This window comes from Luteibacter sp. E-22 (assembly GCF_049913125.1).
Taxonomy (GTDB): domain Bacteria; phylum Pseudomonadota; class Gammaproteobacteria; order Xanthomonadales; family Rhodanobacteraceae; genus Luteibacter.
This window is the reverse complement of the sequence record NZ_CP183975.1, coordinates 3,597,580-3,611,843: the sequence shown is the minus strand read 5'-3', so window position 1 is coordinate 3,611,843 and position 14,264 is coordinate 3,597,580. Positions and strand designations below refer to the sequence as shown.

General features: G+C 66.7%; 13 protein-coding genes. 7 read left to right on the top strand and 6 right to left on the bottom strand.

Translation table 11 applies throughout. The features are described 5' to 3' along the window. Nucleotides 1-65: 65 nt before the first annotated feature. From ACN9M2_RS16110 to ACN9M2_RS16100, 3 genes are read right to left on the bottom strand one after another with little or no spacing between them, the layout of a single operon-like run. Complete coding sequence (locus ACN9M2_RS16110) at nucleotides 66-476, bottom strand: hypothetical protein (protein WP_426285644.1); 411 nt, start codon at nucleotides 474-476, stop codon at nucleotides 66-68. Nucleotides 477-486: 10 nt separating this feature from the next. Beyond that, nucleotides 487-954: a DUF962 domain-containing protein gene (locus ACN9M2_RS16105; protein ID WP_426285643.1), complete on the bottom strand. Its 468-nt coding sequence runs from the start codon at nucleotides 952-954 to the stop codon at nucleotides 487-489. A gap of 35 nt (nucleotides 955-989) precedes the next feature. After that, entirely contained in the window at nucleotides 990-1,886 is an 897-nt protein-coding gene (locus ACN9M2_RS16100) for a phosphoribosylaminoimidazolesuccinocarboxamide synthase (protein WP_426285642.1), read from the bottom strand. Between the two features lie 96 nt (nucleotides 1,887-1,982). Between ACN9M2_RS16100 and ACN9M2_RS16095 the strand changes: the two genes are divergently transcribed. The 4 genes from ACN9M2_RS16095 to ACN9M2_RS16080 all read left to right on the top strand — a co-directional run bounded on the left by ACN9M2_RS16095 (nucleotide 1,983) and on the right by ACN9M2_RS16080 (nucleotide 4,768). Beyond that, entirely contained in the window at nucleotides 1,983-2,309 is a 327-nt protein-coding gene (locus ACN9M2_RS16095) for a c-type cytochrome (RefSeq protein WP_426285641.1), read from the top strand. Further along, a complete protein-coding gene (gene djlA, locus ACN9M2_RS16090; RefSeq protein WP_426285640.1) occupies nucleotides 2,306-3,103 on the top strand; it encodes a co-chaperone DjlA in 798 nt (265 codons plus the stop codon). The genes ACN9M2_RS16095 and djlA overlap by 4 nt, the downstream gene beginning before the upstream one ends. A gap of 189 nt (nucleotides 3,104-3,292) precedes the next feature. After that, nucleotides 3,293-3,967, top strand: a complete 675-nt coding sequence (rpe, locus tag ACN9M2_RS16085) for a ribulose-phosphate 3-epimerase (RefSeq protein WP_306849465.1) — start codon at nucleotides 3,293-3,295, stop codon at nucleotides 3,965-3,967. Between the two features lie 96 nt (nucleotides 3,968-4,063). Beyond that, the gene (locus tag ACN9M2_RS16080) at nucleotides 4,064-4,768 is read left to right on the top strand and encodes a hypothetical protein (RefSeq protein WP_426285639.1); all 705 of its coding nucleotides are present in this window, start codon (nucleotides 4,064-4,066) and stop codon (nucleotides 4,766-4,768) included. A gap of 475 nt (nucleotides 4,769-5,243) precedes the next feature. Here the strand turns inward: ACN9M2_RS16080 and ACN9M2_RS16075 are convergent, their stop codons facing one another. The 3 genes from ACN9M2_RS16075 to ACN9M2_RS16065 are packed head-to-tail and all read right to left on the bottom strand — an operon-like array spanning nucleotide 5,244 to nucleotide 8,900. Next, nucleotides 5,244-6,134: a LysR family transcriptional regulator gene (locus tag ACN9M2_RS16075; RefSeq protein ID WP_426285638.1), complete on the bottom strand. Its 891-nt coding sequence runs from the start codon at nucleotides 6,132-6,134 to the stop codon at nucleotides 5,244-5,246. Nucleotides 6,135-6,184: 50 nt separating this feature from the next. Then, the gene (locus tag ACN9M2_RS16070; RefSeq protein ID WP_426285637.1) at nucleotides 6,185-8,257 is read right to left on the bottom strand and encodes a pyridoxamine 5'-phosphate oxidase family protein; all 2,073 of its coding nucleotides are present in this window, start codon (nucleotides 8,255-8,257) and stop codon (nucleotides 6,185-6,187) included. Nucleotides 8,258-8,288: 31 nt separating this feature from the next. Then, nucleotides 8,289-8,900: a glutathione S-transferase family protein gene (locus ACN9M2_RS16065; RefSeq protein ID WP_426285636.1), complete on the bottom strand. Its 612-nt coding sequence runs from the start codon at nucleotides 8,898-8,900 to the stop codon at nucleotides 8,289-8,291. A 265-nt stretch (nucleotides 8,901-9,165) separates the two neighbouring features. Between ACN9M2_RS16065 and pdsR the strand changes: the two genes are divergently transcribed. The 3 genes from pdsR (at nucleotide 9,166) to trpE (ending at nucleotide 14,211) form a co-directional block, all read left to right on the top strand. Next, entirely contained in the window at nucleotides 9,166-9,855 is a 690-nt protein-coding gene (pdsR, locus tag ACN9M2_RS16060) for a proteobacterial dedicated sortase system response regulator (RefSeq protein ID WP_371024452.1), read from the top strand. A gap of 298 nt (nucleotides 9,856-10,153) precedes the next feature. Continuing rightward, nucleotides 10,154-12,151: an ATP-binding protein gene (locus ACN9M2_RS16055; protein WP_426285635.1), complete on the top strand. Its 1,998-nt coding sequence runs from the start codon at nucleotides 10,154-10,156 to the stop codon at nucleotides 12,149-12,151. A gap of 584 nt (nucleotides 12,152-12,735) precedes the next feature. Next, entirely contained in the window at nucleotides 12,736-14,211 is a 1,476-nt protein-coding gene (gene trpE / locus ACN9M2_RS16050) for an anthranilate synthase component I (protein WP_426285634.1), read from the top strand. Nucleotides 14,212-14,264: the final 53 nt, after the last annotated feature.

The window sequence follows — 14,264 nt, the reverse complement described above, 5'->3', positions numbered from 1 at the left end:
TCTCATTATGGGGATGGCATGCCATGAGTCCAAGTGATCGTCTGGATGGACTCGATAGGAGGCTTCTATCGACGAATGGCCGTTCCGATGACCATCGCCACCACCATCACCAGGGCCACGGCCATGCAGGCGCTGGTGGGCTTGACCCGGCGGGCGTCGATCCGGGGTACCAGCCACCAGATCAGCCAGGCCCCGAGAAGCATGTCGGCCACCAGGGAAGCGCGCACCCACGGCAGCACGAAGATCGACTGCCCCGGCGCCTGGCCGTGTTGCGCGGCGATGGCCAGGCCGCCCATCAGCACGGCGGCAAGCGACCACACCAGGCTGGCCATGTAGGCCCTGTTGAAGACCACGGGCGTCTTTTCCAGCCAGCGCAGGGCAAGCCATACGATCAGGGCGGGGACGACGGCGACGGCGCTGGAATAGATCACCCACCAGATGGCGGCGGAGAGGAAGGTCAGGAGGGGCTGGGTCACGGCGTGTCCGTCAGTACGACACGCCGAAGCGGCCGAGGGCCTTGCTCATCAGCCACGCGGGGCCGATCAGCAGGTACTGGATATCGGTGAAGAAGGAGGGGCGTCGGCCTTCGATCTTGTGGCCGATGAACTGGCCGATCCAGGCCACCACGAACACGCCGATGGCCAACCGGACCAAGCCGGTGGAGCCGATGGCGTTGTAGATCGTGTCGGTGACCAGGGCCAGCACGATGAAAGCGCCCGCCATGGCCAGGCCGATCTTTCGCGAAAGCCGGTAGTAGTAGAAGCAGAAGGCCAGGAACATCGCCAGCACGGCCCAGAGCCCCGGCCGTCCCAGCCAGCCGGGGACGGGGATCAGCCAGACCAGCGCGACCACCGTCCAGGTGATCGCCGGTACGCAGATCCAGTGGATCAGCTGGTTGGTCGGGTTCTGGTGGTCGCGGCTGTAGTTGCCGAACCAGGTGGCTGCGTCGCGCATGGCGCTCCCCTCCGTAATGCCTCGATGGGGGAAGCTTAGTCCAGTCGGATGCCGGCCAGCTTGTCGAGCGCCTCGGCATACTTCGCCGCTGTGCCGGCGATGACGCTTTCCGGCACCTTCGGGGCCGGCGGCGACTTGTTCCAGCCGATATCCACGAGGTAGTCGCGGACGAACTGCTTGTCGTAGCTGGGCGGGCTGATCCCGACCTTGTACGCGTCGGCGGGCCAGAAGCGCGAGGAATCGGGGGTGAGCATCTCGTCCATCACGTGCAGCACGCCGTTCTCGTCGGTGCCGAACTCCAGCTTGGTGTCGGCGACGATGATGCCGCGCTCCGCGGCGAAGGCGGCGGCGAAGGCGTAGATCTCCAGCGTGGCCTTGCGCACGGCGTTGGCGAGGTCTTCGCCCGCGGCGGCCACCACGGCATCGAAGCTCACGTTCTCGTCGTGGTCGCCGACGGCGGCCTTGGTCGACGGCGTGAAGATCGGCTCCGGCAGCTTCTGCGCCTGCTGCAGACCCGGGGGCAGGGTGATGCCGCACAGGGCGCCGGTGGCCTGGTAATCCTTCCAGCCCGAGCCGATGAGGTAGCCGCGCGCGATCGCTTCCACCGGCACCGGCTTCAGGCGCTTGGTGACCACGGCGCGCTTCGCGTACAGCGCCGGATCGACACCGGCGGGCAGTACCGAGGCGACATCGTCGCCGGTGAGGTGATTCGGAATGATGTGCGCGGTGCGGGCGAACCAGAAGTTGGAGATCTGCGTGAGCATCTCGCCCTTGCCGGGGATCGGGTCGGGGAGCACCACGTCGAAGGCCGACAGCCGGTCGGTCGCCACCATCAGCAGGCGGTTGCCGGGCAGGGCGTAGACGTCGCGGACCTTGCCGCGATGGATGAGCTCCAGGCCTGGCAGGTCGGATTGCGAAAGGGTGGTCGGCACGGCGGGGACTCCGGTAGGCGATCGATCCGCCCATTGTAGCGGTGGTCGCCGGGTCGGCCTGCTAGAATTTTAGGTTACCGCCCCCATAGCCTCGCCATGCGAATCCTCACGACCGCGGCATTAGCCCTGGCCTTCACAGCCCCTGCCCTTGCCACACCGCCCGCGAAGCCGGCGCGGCTGGGCCTGTGCGCGGCCTGTCATGGCGAGGACGGCATGGCGCGGATCCCGGGCGCGCCCAACCTCGCGGGCCAGAAGCTCGATTACCTGCGCGAGGCCTTGCGCCAGTACCGCGACGGCCGCCGCGACATTCCCGTGATGCGCGCCGCCACCGGTCCGCTTTCCGACGCCGAGCTCGACCAGCTCGCGCAGTGGTTCTCCGCGCAGAATCCCGCCGCCCCGCACCCCCCAAGGGCCGTTCAATGAATTTCACCGGCACTCTCATCGGCGCCGTGCTCGGCATGTGGCTGACGCACAACCTGCTCGGCGCCCTCGTCGGCGGCGCCCTCGGCTTCATGTTCGACGCCAGCCGCCAGCAACAACGCCGGCGCACGCCGACGCAAGGCGGGTATGTCGCCCCCTTGTTCGCCCTGATCGGCGCCGTGGCCAAGGCCGACGGCCGCGTTTCCGAAAGGGAAATCGCCATCGCCGAGCGCCTGATGGCGCGCATGGGCCTCGACCAGGAGGCCCGGCGTGTCGCCATTGAGGCGTTCAACGAGGGCAAGCAGCCCGAGTTCAACGCCACCGCCGTCATCGACGAGCTGCGCCAATGGGTCGGACATCGCCGCGACCACGCCTTCCCGGTGATCGACGTAGTGATCGAAACGGTGCTCGCCGAGGGCAATCCGTCCCCGGAGAAGATGGCCATCCTGCGCCAGCTCGCTTTCGCCCTTCGCGTCAGCGACATGGAACTGATGGCGCTCATGGCGATGAAGGGCTACGCCTGGAACGCCGGCGCCAGTGGCCGCTCGTACGGTGGCGGTGGCGGCTACGCGCCGCCGCAGCGGAACACGCAGGGGCCGGACCCTTACGCGATCCTCGGCATCCAGCGCGACGCCGACGACCGGGCGATCAAACGCGCCTATCGCAAGCTGATTTCCGAGCACCACCCCGACCGGCTGGGCGACCTTCCGGACGACATGCGCCGGCGCGCGGAAGCGCGGGCCAGCGAGATCAACGCGGCGTACGAGCGGATCAAGGCGGAGCGGGGTTTCAAATAATCGCCGACAAGTCGGCTCCCACCAGAGCCGGCCCCGGTGCAGCCCCTAGCCCGTGGAAACCGACCCGTGCCCTTGTGGGAGCCGACTTTGTCGGCGCTGCCGCGGCAGCGACACAAGGCACATCCATCCACGCCAGCTTTAGCGACAACCGTATACCCTGACCACTTCCGTCACACCACGGTACCCATCATGGCCAAGCAGTCCCCCGTCATCGCCCCGTCCATCCTCTCGGCCGACTTCGCCCGCCTGGGCGAGGACACGCGCAAGGTTCTCGACGCCGGTGCGCAGTGGGTGCACTTCGACGTGATGGACAACCACTACGTGCCCAACCTCACCATCGGCCCGATGGTGCTCAAGGCACTGCGCGACTACGGCATCACCGAGCACATCGACGTGCACCTGATGGTCAAGCCGGTGGACCGCATCGTGCCCGACTTCGCCAAGGCCGGCGCGCGCAGCATCAGCTTCCACCCCGAAGCCAGCGAGCATGTGGACCGCACCATCCAGCTGATCCAGGGCGAGGGCTGCGAGGCCGGCCTGGTGTTCAACCCGGCCACGCCGCTGAACTGGCTCGACTACGTGATGGACAAGATCGACATGGTGCTGATCATGTCGGTGAACCCCGGTTTCGGCGGGCAGAAGTTCATTCCGGGCGCGCTGGACAAGATCCGCCACGTGCGCGAGCGCATCGACGCCAGCGGCCGCAAGATCCGCCTGGAGGTGGATGGCGGCGTCAACGCCGACAACATCGGCCAGATCTCGGCCGCCGGCGCGGACACCTTCGTGGCGGGCTCGGCCATCTTCAACGCGCCGGACTACGCCGACGTGATCCGGCGCATGCATGCGGCCATCGACGGCAAGTAACAGCCGTCGGGACGCTTAAACAAGGTTTCACTGCGATAAAGCAAACCCTGTAGTACTCTAATGACGCTCGGGGTGGAGCAGATGGAGGATGCGCTCGTGAAGACGTTGTCCGTACTCGCTTTATCGTTGGCGCTTACCACGCCCCTCGCCGCCACGGCAGGTGAGCGCCCACAACCGCTGCCCGACCAGCAGAGCGATGTCTCAAAGTCATTGATGCCTTGCCCCGGAGGCCTCGAGCGCTTCCTGCCCGGCGACTATTACTTCTGCTCGGCCGCGCGCAACTACTGGAGCGGCCATGACGGCCTGGCACGCGAAAGCCTGAAAGACGCCGCTCGCTGGGCCAGCAAGCCAGCGCAGTATGCGCTCGGCGTCATGTACTTCAACGGGGACCATGCGGAGAAGAACCGCCCGCTGGGCCTCGCCTGGCTCGCGCTGGCTGCTGAGCGCCACGACCCCTCGTATGAGCCCGCCTTCGTCTCCGCGTACAAACAAGTCACGCCGGAGGAGATGGCCCAGGCCAATGCCTATTGGAAACAACTCAAGGAGACGTACGCGGACAAGGTAGCGGCACCCCGTGCCGAGCGCCGTTTCGATCGCGCGTACCAGCAGATCTTCGCGACCGTGAATTTTGGCGGCAGTCTGTATATCGAAGGCTTGACCGAAGGCGGCTTCTCGCTCGGCCGCATGTTGCAGACCCAGAAGGCCGAGTACTTCTACGGCTACGACAGCCACGTGTTCGTCGGCGATGCGGAACTGGTGCCGATCGGCCAGGTCGCCTCGCGCAAGTCGCAGGCCGACTGACGGGACGCACGAAAAAGCTCCCCCGGACCATCGGGCCGGGGGAGTGAAGGAGGCTCCGGGGGAGGAGCGTCTCAGGGGGAACGGATTACACGGGTTGCCAGTTCGGGTCGGGTTCCGCCGGCCCGGCGATCGGCGCGCTTCCGTGCGTGCCGATCGCCCCAAGGCCTTCCATGGCCGGTTCCACGAAGTCGTCGAAGAGATCCATGCGTGCGTCTCCCGTCAGTGCAGGCCGAACAGCAGGCCCAGGACCAGCGCGCCCAGGGCGAGGGCGACGCGCAGCGGCTCGAAGTCGCGGTCCAGTTCGGTGTTGTCGGCGTCGGGCTTGGTTTTCATGGGTTCTCCTCCGGCGCCGGGTGGCGCGCCGTCATGGCCATTTGAATGCCACGCGCGGCGGGCGGAGCGTCCCGGGTGGGGCAATCCGCGGATCGTTTATGGCAAATCGCGGGCAAAGACTTCGTGCAGGAACGAACCCTCGCTAGTTGAGCAGCGGGTTCCCACGAAGGCGCGACACGGCCAGGTCGACGAAGGCCCGTACCTTGGCGGGCGCGTGGCGGCCTTCGGGATAAAGCACGTGGATGGGCAGCGGCGGTTCCTCGTGGTCGGCAAGCACCACCTGGAGCCGGCCTTCGAGCAAGGCCGGCCCGACCTGGTAGTGAAGTACCCGGGTCAACGCCAGGCCGGCCGTGGCCGTCGCGATCGCGGCGTCGTTGGTGTTGCACTGGAGCCAGGGGTCGATCGTCACCCGTTGATCGTCCATGAAGCGCCAGTGTGGCGACGACCAGGCGCTGGTCGACACGGCGATGCGATGGTCCTTGAGATCGGCAGGCGTGGCGGGCACGCCGTGCCGTTCGAAGTACGCCGGCGATCCACAGACCACGCGCCGTATGGAGCCGACCTGGATGGCGGAGAACCCCGAGTCCGGAAGGTGGCCGATGCGAACCGCCACATCGATGCCTTCCTCGACGATGTTCACCGGCCGGTCCACGAACAGAAGGCTGCCGGACACGGTGGGATAGGTCTCGAGATACTCATGCATGATCGGCAGCACGTACATCTGTCCGAACAGCAGCGAGGCCGTGATGGAGAGCGTGCCGGAAGGCGTGGCGTACGAGCCCGCGACGGCGGCTTCCGCCTCGTCGATGTCGGCGAGGATGCGGCGGCAATCGTCGAGGTAACGACTGCCCGGTTCGGTCAGTTTCACCGAACGCGTGGTGCGGATGAAGAGGCGCGCGCCGATGAGTTCTTCGAGCGCGGCGATGGCGCGTGTCACCGCTGGCGCGCTCATGCGCAGCTGACGCGCGGATTCGGAAAAACTCTCTGTCTCCGCCACCTTCACGAAGATGCGCATGGCTTGCCAGCGATCCATCCGTTCCCCTCGGCCGTTCCGCGGGGATGATAGCACCCGTGCCTGAAGCATCAGAGCGCGAGCTGGATGCGGTTTTCCTCGTCGCCTTCGCTTGCCGCCGGCGCCGCGCAGCAGATCAGCACCTCGTCGTCCGCGATGCGTGCGGTCGGTTCCTTGAGGTAGGTGACGGCACCCTTGAGCAGCTTCGTCCGGCAGGTTCCGCAGGTGCCTTCGCGGCAGCTGAACTCGGGTTCCAGGCCACGCGCTTCCGCCAGTTCCAGCAAGCTGCCGGATTCCGGCGTCCAGCGTGCTTCCTTCAGCGAATCCATGAAGGCGACATGCACGGGCTGGGAAGATACCGGAAGACGAACGGGTTCCTTGGCGCCAGCGTCCACGGCACGCTTCAACGACGATGGCCCGAACGCCTCCGCGTGGATTCGCGTGTCGCCGATGCCGTACTTCCTCAAGCCGTCGTAGAGCGATTGCGTGAAAGAGGGCGGCCCGCAGAGATAGAAATCGTGGTCGTTGAATGGCAGCACGTGCGTCAGCAAGGTCATGTCGATGCGGCCGGCCACGTCGTAGTCGAGCCCTTCTTCCGCACCTGCGGTATCGCTCAACACGCGCGTCCATGTCACCGCGCCTTGCGCGGCTTCGACGAGTGACGCGATCTCCTTGTCGAACGGTCGATCCGCCATCGAATGCGCCGCCTGGATAAGGAAGACCGGACGCATCCGTTGCTTGCGCAGGCCTTCATAGACGATGTGACGCAGCATCGCGAGCAGCGGCGTGATGCCGATGCCTCCGGCCAGGAGCACCACCGGCCTCGTTTCATAAGGATCGATGCTGAAGCCACCATCCGGCTCGCGTGCCTCGATGATGTCGCCGACCTTCACGGTGTCGTGCAGGTGACGCGACACCGCGCCGTCGCGTTTCACGCTGATGCGGTACACGCCGTCCGATGGTGCGACGGATAACGTATAGGTACGGATGACGGGCTTGTCCGTACCGTTCAAGGCGACGCGCACCGGCAGGTGCTGGCCGGCGATATGCGAAAGGAGCCCCGCGCCGTCGTCCGGTTGCAGATGGAAGGAACGGATCGACGGGCTTTCGTCGACGATCCGCGTCACCTTGTAGAGACGCCAGCGCGTTGCGAGCGAGGTCGCCTGCAAACGAGCCGCCGCCTGGTCCCAATCGCCGGTCATGAGCGAGCTGGGCGACCAACCGTCCTTGCGGAACGTCCATTGCAGCGGCAGTGCACCGGCCCGCCGCACGATACGACGCGGCCGGAATGTCCACAGCCGCTCCGCGCCCTGGAATGCGGCGATTTCCTGCGACTCCAGGATCACCTCGGCGTCGCCGACCATCTGCAGCACATCGCCGTTTTCGTAGTCGACAAAGACGAGCCCCGCCTTGCCGTTGAGGACGATGTTGCCGAGTGTCGAGAAGAAGAGGTTACCGTTGAAGTCAGGCACGGTGAGCGTGCCATCCGCGCCGACGCGTACGAAACCCGCCTTGCCACCGCGATGCGATACGTCGACCTGCCGCCTGTCTTCGCGGTCGGCGTAGGTCGCGACGAAGAACGCATCCGCCGCCTCGATCATCGCGCGTGCCGTGGCGTCCAATCGGATCGACTCTTCCACTACGCCCGTGTATGGCAACGAGGGATCACGCACGTAACTGATGTCGCGGAGCTGGATGTAGCGAGGGCAGTTTCCGAAGCTCTGGTCGACATCGACCCGAAATCCCGTCCCCGTCTTTGGCGTCGCGACAAAGCCATTCATGCGGTTGCGGCGGCGCGTATGCATTTCGATGCCGAGCAAGCCGATGGCCTCGCCCTCGCGCACGCCTTCCGCCGCGGGATCGCTCGGGTCCGGGCGGAGGGCCATGTCCAGCGTCGTGGGGTTCGGCGAGGACATGAAACCCGGCCTGCCCGCGAGGAGCGTCGCCCACGGGTCGCCGTGCGTGTCCACGCTGCCCAGCACCACGAAGGGCAGCTGGGCATAGAACTCTCGGTGCTGGTCGGGCATGAAGTCGCGCACCACGCGTTGGCCGACGATCGCCATGCGTTCGGCTACGCCCACCTTCTCCTGGATGAAGGTCTCGCCCTCGTGCCATGTCGGCAGCTTTTTCAGTGACGCGGTCATGGCGATGTCCTGTGCGGGCGAGAGGGCAAGGTCAGGCGGCGAGGCCGACCGGGGTCCGTGCGAAGGGAACGAAGCCGGGCAGGTCCTCGATCCGGCGCAGGAAGGCGTTGACGGCGGGGTAGCCCGAGAGGTCGACGTTGCCTTCCGGCGCCCGAGCGATATAGCTGTAGATGGCGACATCGGCGATCGTCGGGTGCTCGCTGGCCAGCCAGTCCTGCGTCGACAACCGTGCCTCCAGCCGTTTCAGGAGGACGTGGGCACGGGCGATGACTTCATTGGCGTCGTACTTCGCGCCGAACACCGTAATGAGTCGCGCAGCAGCGGGACCGTAGGCCACGTCGCCGGCTGCCACGGACAGCCATCGCTGCACGGCGGCGGCACCCGCCGGATCTTCCGGCAGCCAGTCGGTGCGGCCGGCCTTCTTGGCCAGATACACCAGGATCGCGTTGGAATCGGCGACGGCCACGCCTTCGTCGTCCAGCAGCGGCACCTGGCCGAACGGATTGAGCTTCAGGTATTCCGGCGTCTTGTGCGCACCGGCCATGAGGTCGACCTCGACCAGTTCATGGGGCAGGCCCAGCAGGGAGACGAACAGCCGGGCGCGGTGTGAGTGGCCTGACAGCGGATGGTGATAGAGCTTCATGTCGATGTCCTGAAAAATTCCGGCCGGGCCAATTCCCGTACCGCATGGCCAGATTGCGGTACTTATTGCCTGGTGAGAATCACCTGGTTTGACACTTCATCATTGCACCGGGTGAAATAATGCCGCCGCGCCTGGCCGGGCGGGCGTTGCGGCTCGCCACCGGCGCGAGAAGGGGCAAAACGCGGGCAATCGCGCCCGCACCCTTGCGGAGCGGGCGCCCCCATAGCACCCTGCGCACGCCGATCCACACTCCAACGGAATGCCCATGGCCCGCAGCATCGCCATCGTCGAAGACGAACCGCTCATCCGCGCCAACTACGTGGAGGCACTGAACCGCTTCGGCTACGAAACGCGTGGCTATGGCTCGCGCGCGGACGCCTCGCTGGCCTTCGCCATGCGCCTGCCGGAACTGGTCATCATCGACATCGGCCTGGGCGACGAGCCCGAAGGCGGTTTCGACCTCTGCCGCGAACTGCGCGCGAAGTCGGCCACGTTGCCGATCATCTTCCTGACCGCGCGGGACTCGGATTTCGACGTGATCTCAGGGCTGCGCCTGGGGGCGGACGACTACCTGTCCAAGGACACCAGCCTGCACCAGCTGGCCGCGCGTATCGCGGCGCTGTTCCGCCGCATCGAATCGTTGAAGGCGCCGGCCGCGAGCGAGACGGTGATCGAGCACGGGCCGCTGAAACTGGAATCGGAGCGCATGCGCGTGTTGTGGAACGGCATCGAGATTCCGCTCACGGTCACGGAGTTCTGGATGGTGCATACGCTGGTGCGCTTCCCCGGCCACGTGAAGAACCGCGACCAGCTGATGCGCGAGGCGGAACTGGTGGTCGACGACGCGACGATCACCTCGCACATCAAGCGCATCCGCAAGAAGTTCGTGGCGCTGGCGCCGGATTTCGATGCCATCGAGACGGTGCACGGCGTGGGGTATCGCTGGACGCCGTGATACACCGCATCGCCGACAGGATCGGCTCCCCCCAAACCATCCTGGCCGGCTCCCGTCAGGCCGCTTCCATCCCAACCGGCTCCATGAGTGGGAGTGGCCTTTGTGGGAGTGAACTGTCTGGAGGTGGCCCGTCTGGGAGTGGTCCTCGTGGGAGCCGGCTATGCCGGCGATCCCGCGGCAGCGGGCAAGCTCGCCGCAAGCACCCCATCGCCGCTGAAGCGGCTCCCACACACCCTATCGAATCAGCTGACTCGCCACCCATCTGGTGGGAGCCGACCCTGTCGGCGATGCTCTCCCCATGACCCTTCGCCAGAAACTCCTCCTCGTCGCCCTCTGCACCCTGGCCTTGCCCATTGCCGGGTGGCTCTACGTGCGCCAGATGGAGACGCTCCTGCGCGAAGGCCAGGCGCAGGCCCTCGTCGCCTCCGCACGCGCCATGGCACGCAGCCTCGTGGTGGTCGACGCCCCGCTGCCGCCGGCCGGTGCCGCGTGGTACCTCCAGCACACCCCGGTGCCGATCACCGTCGACGGCTACGCCGACGACTGGGCCTCGCTCAGCCCGTGGGCGCAAAATTTCGGCAAGAACGCGCGCGTGATGCTCGCCGAAGACGAGCACTGGCTGTACTTCTACGTGGACGTGCGCGCCACGCACCGTCGCCGCGCCGACGCCGGCGATCGCCTCGTCCTCAGCGCCGACCACCTCATCGTGTCGATCGCCAGCGGCGAGGACGTGCAGCGCTACCTGATGGCCAGCGCCGCGCCCGGCCCTACCACCGCCATCGCCCTCGACGCGGAGGCAGGCGTGTTGCCCGACCGCATCAACGCGCAGTGGCAGGAGGATGGCAGTGGTTTCCGCGTGGAATTCCGCCTGCCGCGTGGCCTGCGCCTCGACCGTTTCGGCCTGGGCGTGCACGTCGTCGCCGACGGCGACAACGAACCGCTCACCGCCGAAAGCCGGCCGTTGCTGGACTTCTCTCCATCGCTCTCGCAGGAAGTGTCGAGGCTGGCGCCCGACGGCGTGCGCGTGCGCGTGCTCTCGGCCGACGCCTGGCTGGTGGCGCAAAGCGGCAAGCTCGAATTGCCCGATCTTCCCGCTGCGGAACGACCGGGCTGGTTCGCCTCGCTGGTCTACCGTTCGCTGTTGGCGACGCGCCTCGACGACGAAAGCGCCTGGGCCGAAGACGCCCCGCGCATCGACCTGCCCGAAGTGCGCGAAGCGCTGCAAGGCAAGCCGGCCACGGCGTGGCGCGCGGGCGAGGCGCGCGGCAGCGTGGTGCTCGCCGCAGCGATGCCGATCCAGATGCGTGGCGCGCTGCATGGCGTGGTGCTGCTCGAACAGCCCAGCCGCGCGGTGCCGCTGCTCGCCAATCGCGCCTTGTTCGGGCTATTGCTTACCAGCTTCGCCGTGCTGCTCATCGCCGGTGGCGTGCTCTTGCTGTTCGCCACGCGGCTCACCTTCCGCCTGCGCCGCCTGCGCAACGCGGCGGAACGCGCGCAGGCCAACGACGGCCGCCTGGATGGCCCCTTCCCGTTAACCGACGCCGCCGACGAACTGGGCGATCTCGCACGCAGCTTCGAGCGCCTGTTCGAAGTGGTGGGCGGGTACACCGACTACCTGCGCACATTGGCGTCGAAGCTCTCGCACGAACTCAACACGCCGCTGGCCATCGTGAAGTCCTCGCTGGACAACCTCGACCATGCGGGCCTGCCCGCCGAGGCAGAGCCTTACCTGGCCCGGGCACGCGATGGCGTGGCACGGCTGGGTGCGCTGGTCCGCGCGATGAGCGAAGCCAGCCGCATGGAGCGCGCGATCGCCTCGGCGGAGGCCGAAGACGTGGACCTGGCCGACATCGTGCGCGGCTGTGCCGAGGGCTACCGTGGCCTGGCCGCCGACCGGCGCCTGGAGGCGGAACTGCCGTCCGCGCCGGTTTTCATGCACGTCTCGCCTGAACTGATCGCGCAGGCGCTCGACAAGCTCTTCGACAACGCGCTGTCGTTCACGCCTCCCGGCGGTTGGCTACACATCGCCCTGCGGCCCACGGCCGAGGGCGCGGACATCGAACTGTCCAACCAGGGTCCGCCGCTGCCCGCGGCGATGCAGGGACGACTGTTCGATTCGCTGGTGAGCCTGCGCGACAAGGCCACCCCCGGCGACGCGCCGCACCTCGGCCTCGGCCTGTACGTGGTGCGCCTCGTCGCCGAACGCCACCAGGGCAGCGCCAGCGCCCGGAACCTCGAAGACGGCGTGGCCTTCACCCTCCACCTCAAGGGCCTTCCCCGCCAGCGCCTGGGCTGAGCGGTAGGAGCCAGTTAGGGGAACACCCGCTTTGGTAGATGCCGCCTTTGTGGGAGCCGACTTTGTCGGCGATCCCGCGGCAGCGGGCCGGCCTGCGGCAAGCACCCATCGCCGCTGAAGCGGCTCCCACAACAGCGGAACTCGCTGCTATCAAGATCGAGTAGACCGGATAGGAATAGACCTCGGGATAGGAACAGACCTCGGGGAGTCGATCTTATGGGGGTTTTGTAGGGCCCTGTGGGAGCCGACTTTGTCGGCGATCCCGCGGCAGCGGGCCGGCCTGCGGCAAGCACCCATCGCCGCTGAAGCGGCTCCCACAACAGCGGAACTCGCTGCTATCAAGATCGAGTAGACCGGATAGGAATAGACCTCGGGATAGGAATAGACCTCAGGGAGTCGATCTTGTGGGGGTTTTGTAGGGCCCTGTGGGAGCCGACTTTGTCGGCGATCCCGCGGCAGCGGGCCAGCCTGCGGCAAGCACCCATCGCCGCTGAAGCGGCTCCCACAACAGCGGAACCTCCCACCAGGTCGGCTCCCACCGGAGCAGCTACAATCGGCGATCACTCCAACGTCCCCATCGCCCGATGATCTCCCGCGAACAGTTCGACGCCTACGCCACACAGGGCCATACCCGGATTCCGCTGGTGCGCGAGGTCTTCTCCGACCTCGACACGCCGCTGTCGGTGTACCTCAAGCTCGCCGATGGCCCGTACACCTTCCTGTTCGAATCCGTGGAAGGCGGCGCCACCTGGGGACGTCATTCGATCATCGGCCTGCCGGCGCGCCGCGTGTATCGCCTGCGCGGGCACGAACTGGAAGTGGAGGACAACGGCGAAGTGGTCGAGCGCCGCCACCTCGACGATCCGCTCGCCGAGATCGAGATCCTGCGCAAGCAGTACGACGTGCCCAAGCTGCCCGGCCTGCCGGACTTCACCGGTGGCCTGGTGGGTTACTTCGGTTTCGAGACCATCGGCTACATCGAAAAACGCCTGGCCCAGTGGGACAAGAAGGACGAGCTGGGCACGCCCGACGTGCTGCTGATGCTCGCGGATGAAGTGGCCGTCTTCGACAACCTCAAAGGGCGCCTGTACCTCATCGTCCATGCCGATCCGGCGAAGCCGCAAGCCTATGCCGAAGCCTCGCGACGCCTCGACGCGCTGGCCTTCCGCCTGCGCCAGAGCGGCGTGTCGTATCCGCAGATGCTGCAGCCGGAAGCGCTCGACGAATCCGATTTCAAATCCTCGTTCACGCGCGAGGAATACGAAGCGACGGTGCGCAAGGCGCAGGAATACATCCGCGCCGGCGACATCTTCCAGGTGGTGCCCTCGCAGCGCCTGAGCATCGGCTTCAACGCGCGCCCCGTGGACGTCTATCGCGCGTTGCGCGCGATGAACCCGTCGCCGTACATGTACTTCATCGACATCGGCTCGACGCAGATCGTCGGTTCGTCGCCGGAGATCCTCGTGCGCCTGAAGGACGGGCGCGTGGTGCTGCGTCCGATCGCCGGCACGCGCCGTCGTGGCAAGGACGAAGCGGAAGACGTCGCGCTCGAGACCGAGCTGCTCGCCGATGCCAAGGAGCGTGCCGAGCACCTCATGCTGATCGACCTCGGCCGCAACGACGTGGGCCGCGTAAGCAAGACCGGCACGGTGGAGCTGACCGACTCCTTCGTGGTCGAGCGCTACTCGCACGTGATGCACATCGTCTCCCAGGTGGAAGGCGATATCCGCGACGACCTCTCGTACATGGATGTCCTCAAGGCGGCGTTCCCGGCGGGCACGGTCAGCGGCGCGCCGAAGATCCGCGCGCTGGAGATCATCCAGGAGCTGGAACCGTTCAAGCGCAACATCTACGCGGGCGCCATCGGCTACCTCGGCTGGTGGGGCGACGCGGACACCGCGATCGCGATCCGCACCGCGGTGATCCAGGACGGCCGCCTGCACGTGCAGGCAGGCGGCGGCGTCGTCTACGATTCCGATCCGGCCGCCGAGTGGGAAGAAACCATGAACAAGGGCCGCGCGCTCTTCCGCGCCGTCGCCCAAGCCGCCAAGGGCCTCTGACCGCACACATCATGAACCACCATGTGGGAGCCGCTTCAGCGGCGATGCCGTCC

Excerpts from the sequence above, each read along its gene's own strand:
- ACN9M2_RS16105 (WP_426285643.1), bottom strand. The coding sequence starts at position 954 with ATGCGCGACGCAGCCACCTGGTTCGGCAACTACAGCCGCGACCACCAG.
- ACN9M2_RS16095 (WP_426285641.1), top strand. The coding sequence starts at position 1,983 with ATGCGAATCCTCACGACCGCGGCATTAGCCCTGGCCTTCACAGCCCCT.
- djlA (WP_426285640.1), top strand. The coding sequence starts at position 2,306 with ATGAATTTCACCGGCACTCTCATCGGCGCCGTGCTCGGCATGTGGCTG.
- rpe (WP_306849465.1), top strand. The coding sequence starts at position 3,293 with ATGGCCAAGCAGTCCCCCGTCATCGCCCCGTCCATCCTCTCGGCCGAC.
- ACN9M2_RS16075 (WP_426285638.1), bottom strand. The coding sequence starts at position 6,134 with ATGGATCGCTGGCAAGCCATGCGCATCTTCGTGAAGGTGGCGGAGACA.
- ACN9M2_RS16070 (WP_426285637.1), bottom strand. The coding sequence starts at position 8,257 with ATGACCGCGTCACTGAAAAAGCTGCCGACATGGCACGAGGGCGAGACC.
- ACN9M2_RS16065 (WP_426285636.1), bottom strand. The coding sequence starts at position 8,900 with ATGAAGCTCTATCACCATCCGCTGTCAGGCCACTCACACCGCGCCCGG.
- pdsR (WP_371024452.1), top strand. The coding sequence starts at position 9,166 with ATGGCCCGCAGCATCGCCATCGTCGAAGACGAACCGCTCATCCGCGCC.
- ACN9M2_RS16055 (WP_426285635.1), top strand. The coding sequence starts at position 10,154 with ATGACCCTTCGCCAGAAACTCCTCCTCGTCGCCCTCTGCACCCTGGCC.
- trpE (WP_426285634.1), top strand. The coding sequence starts at position 12,736 with ATGATCTCCCGCGAACAGTTCGACGCCTACGCCACACAGGGCCATACC.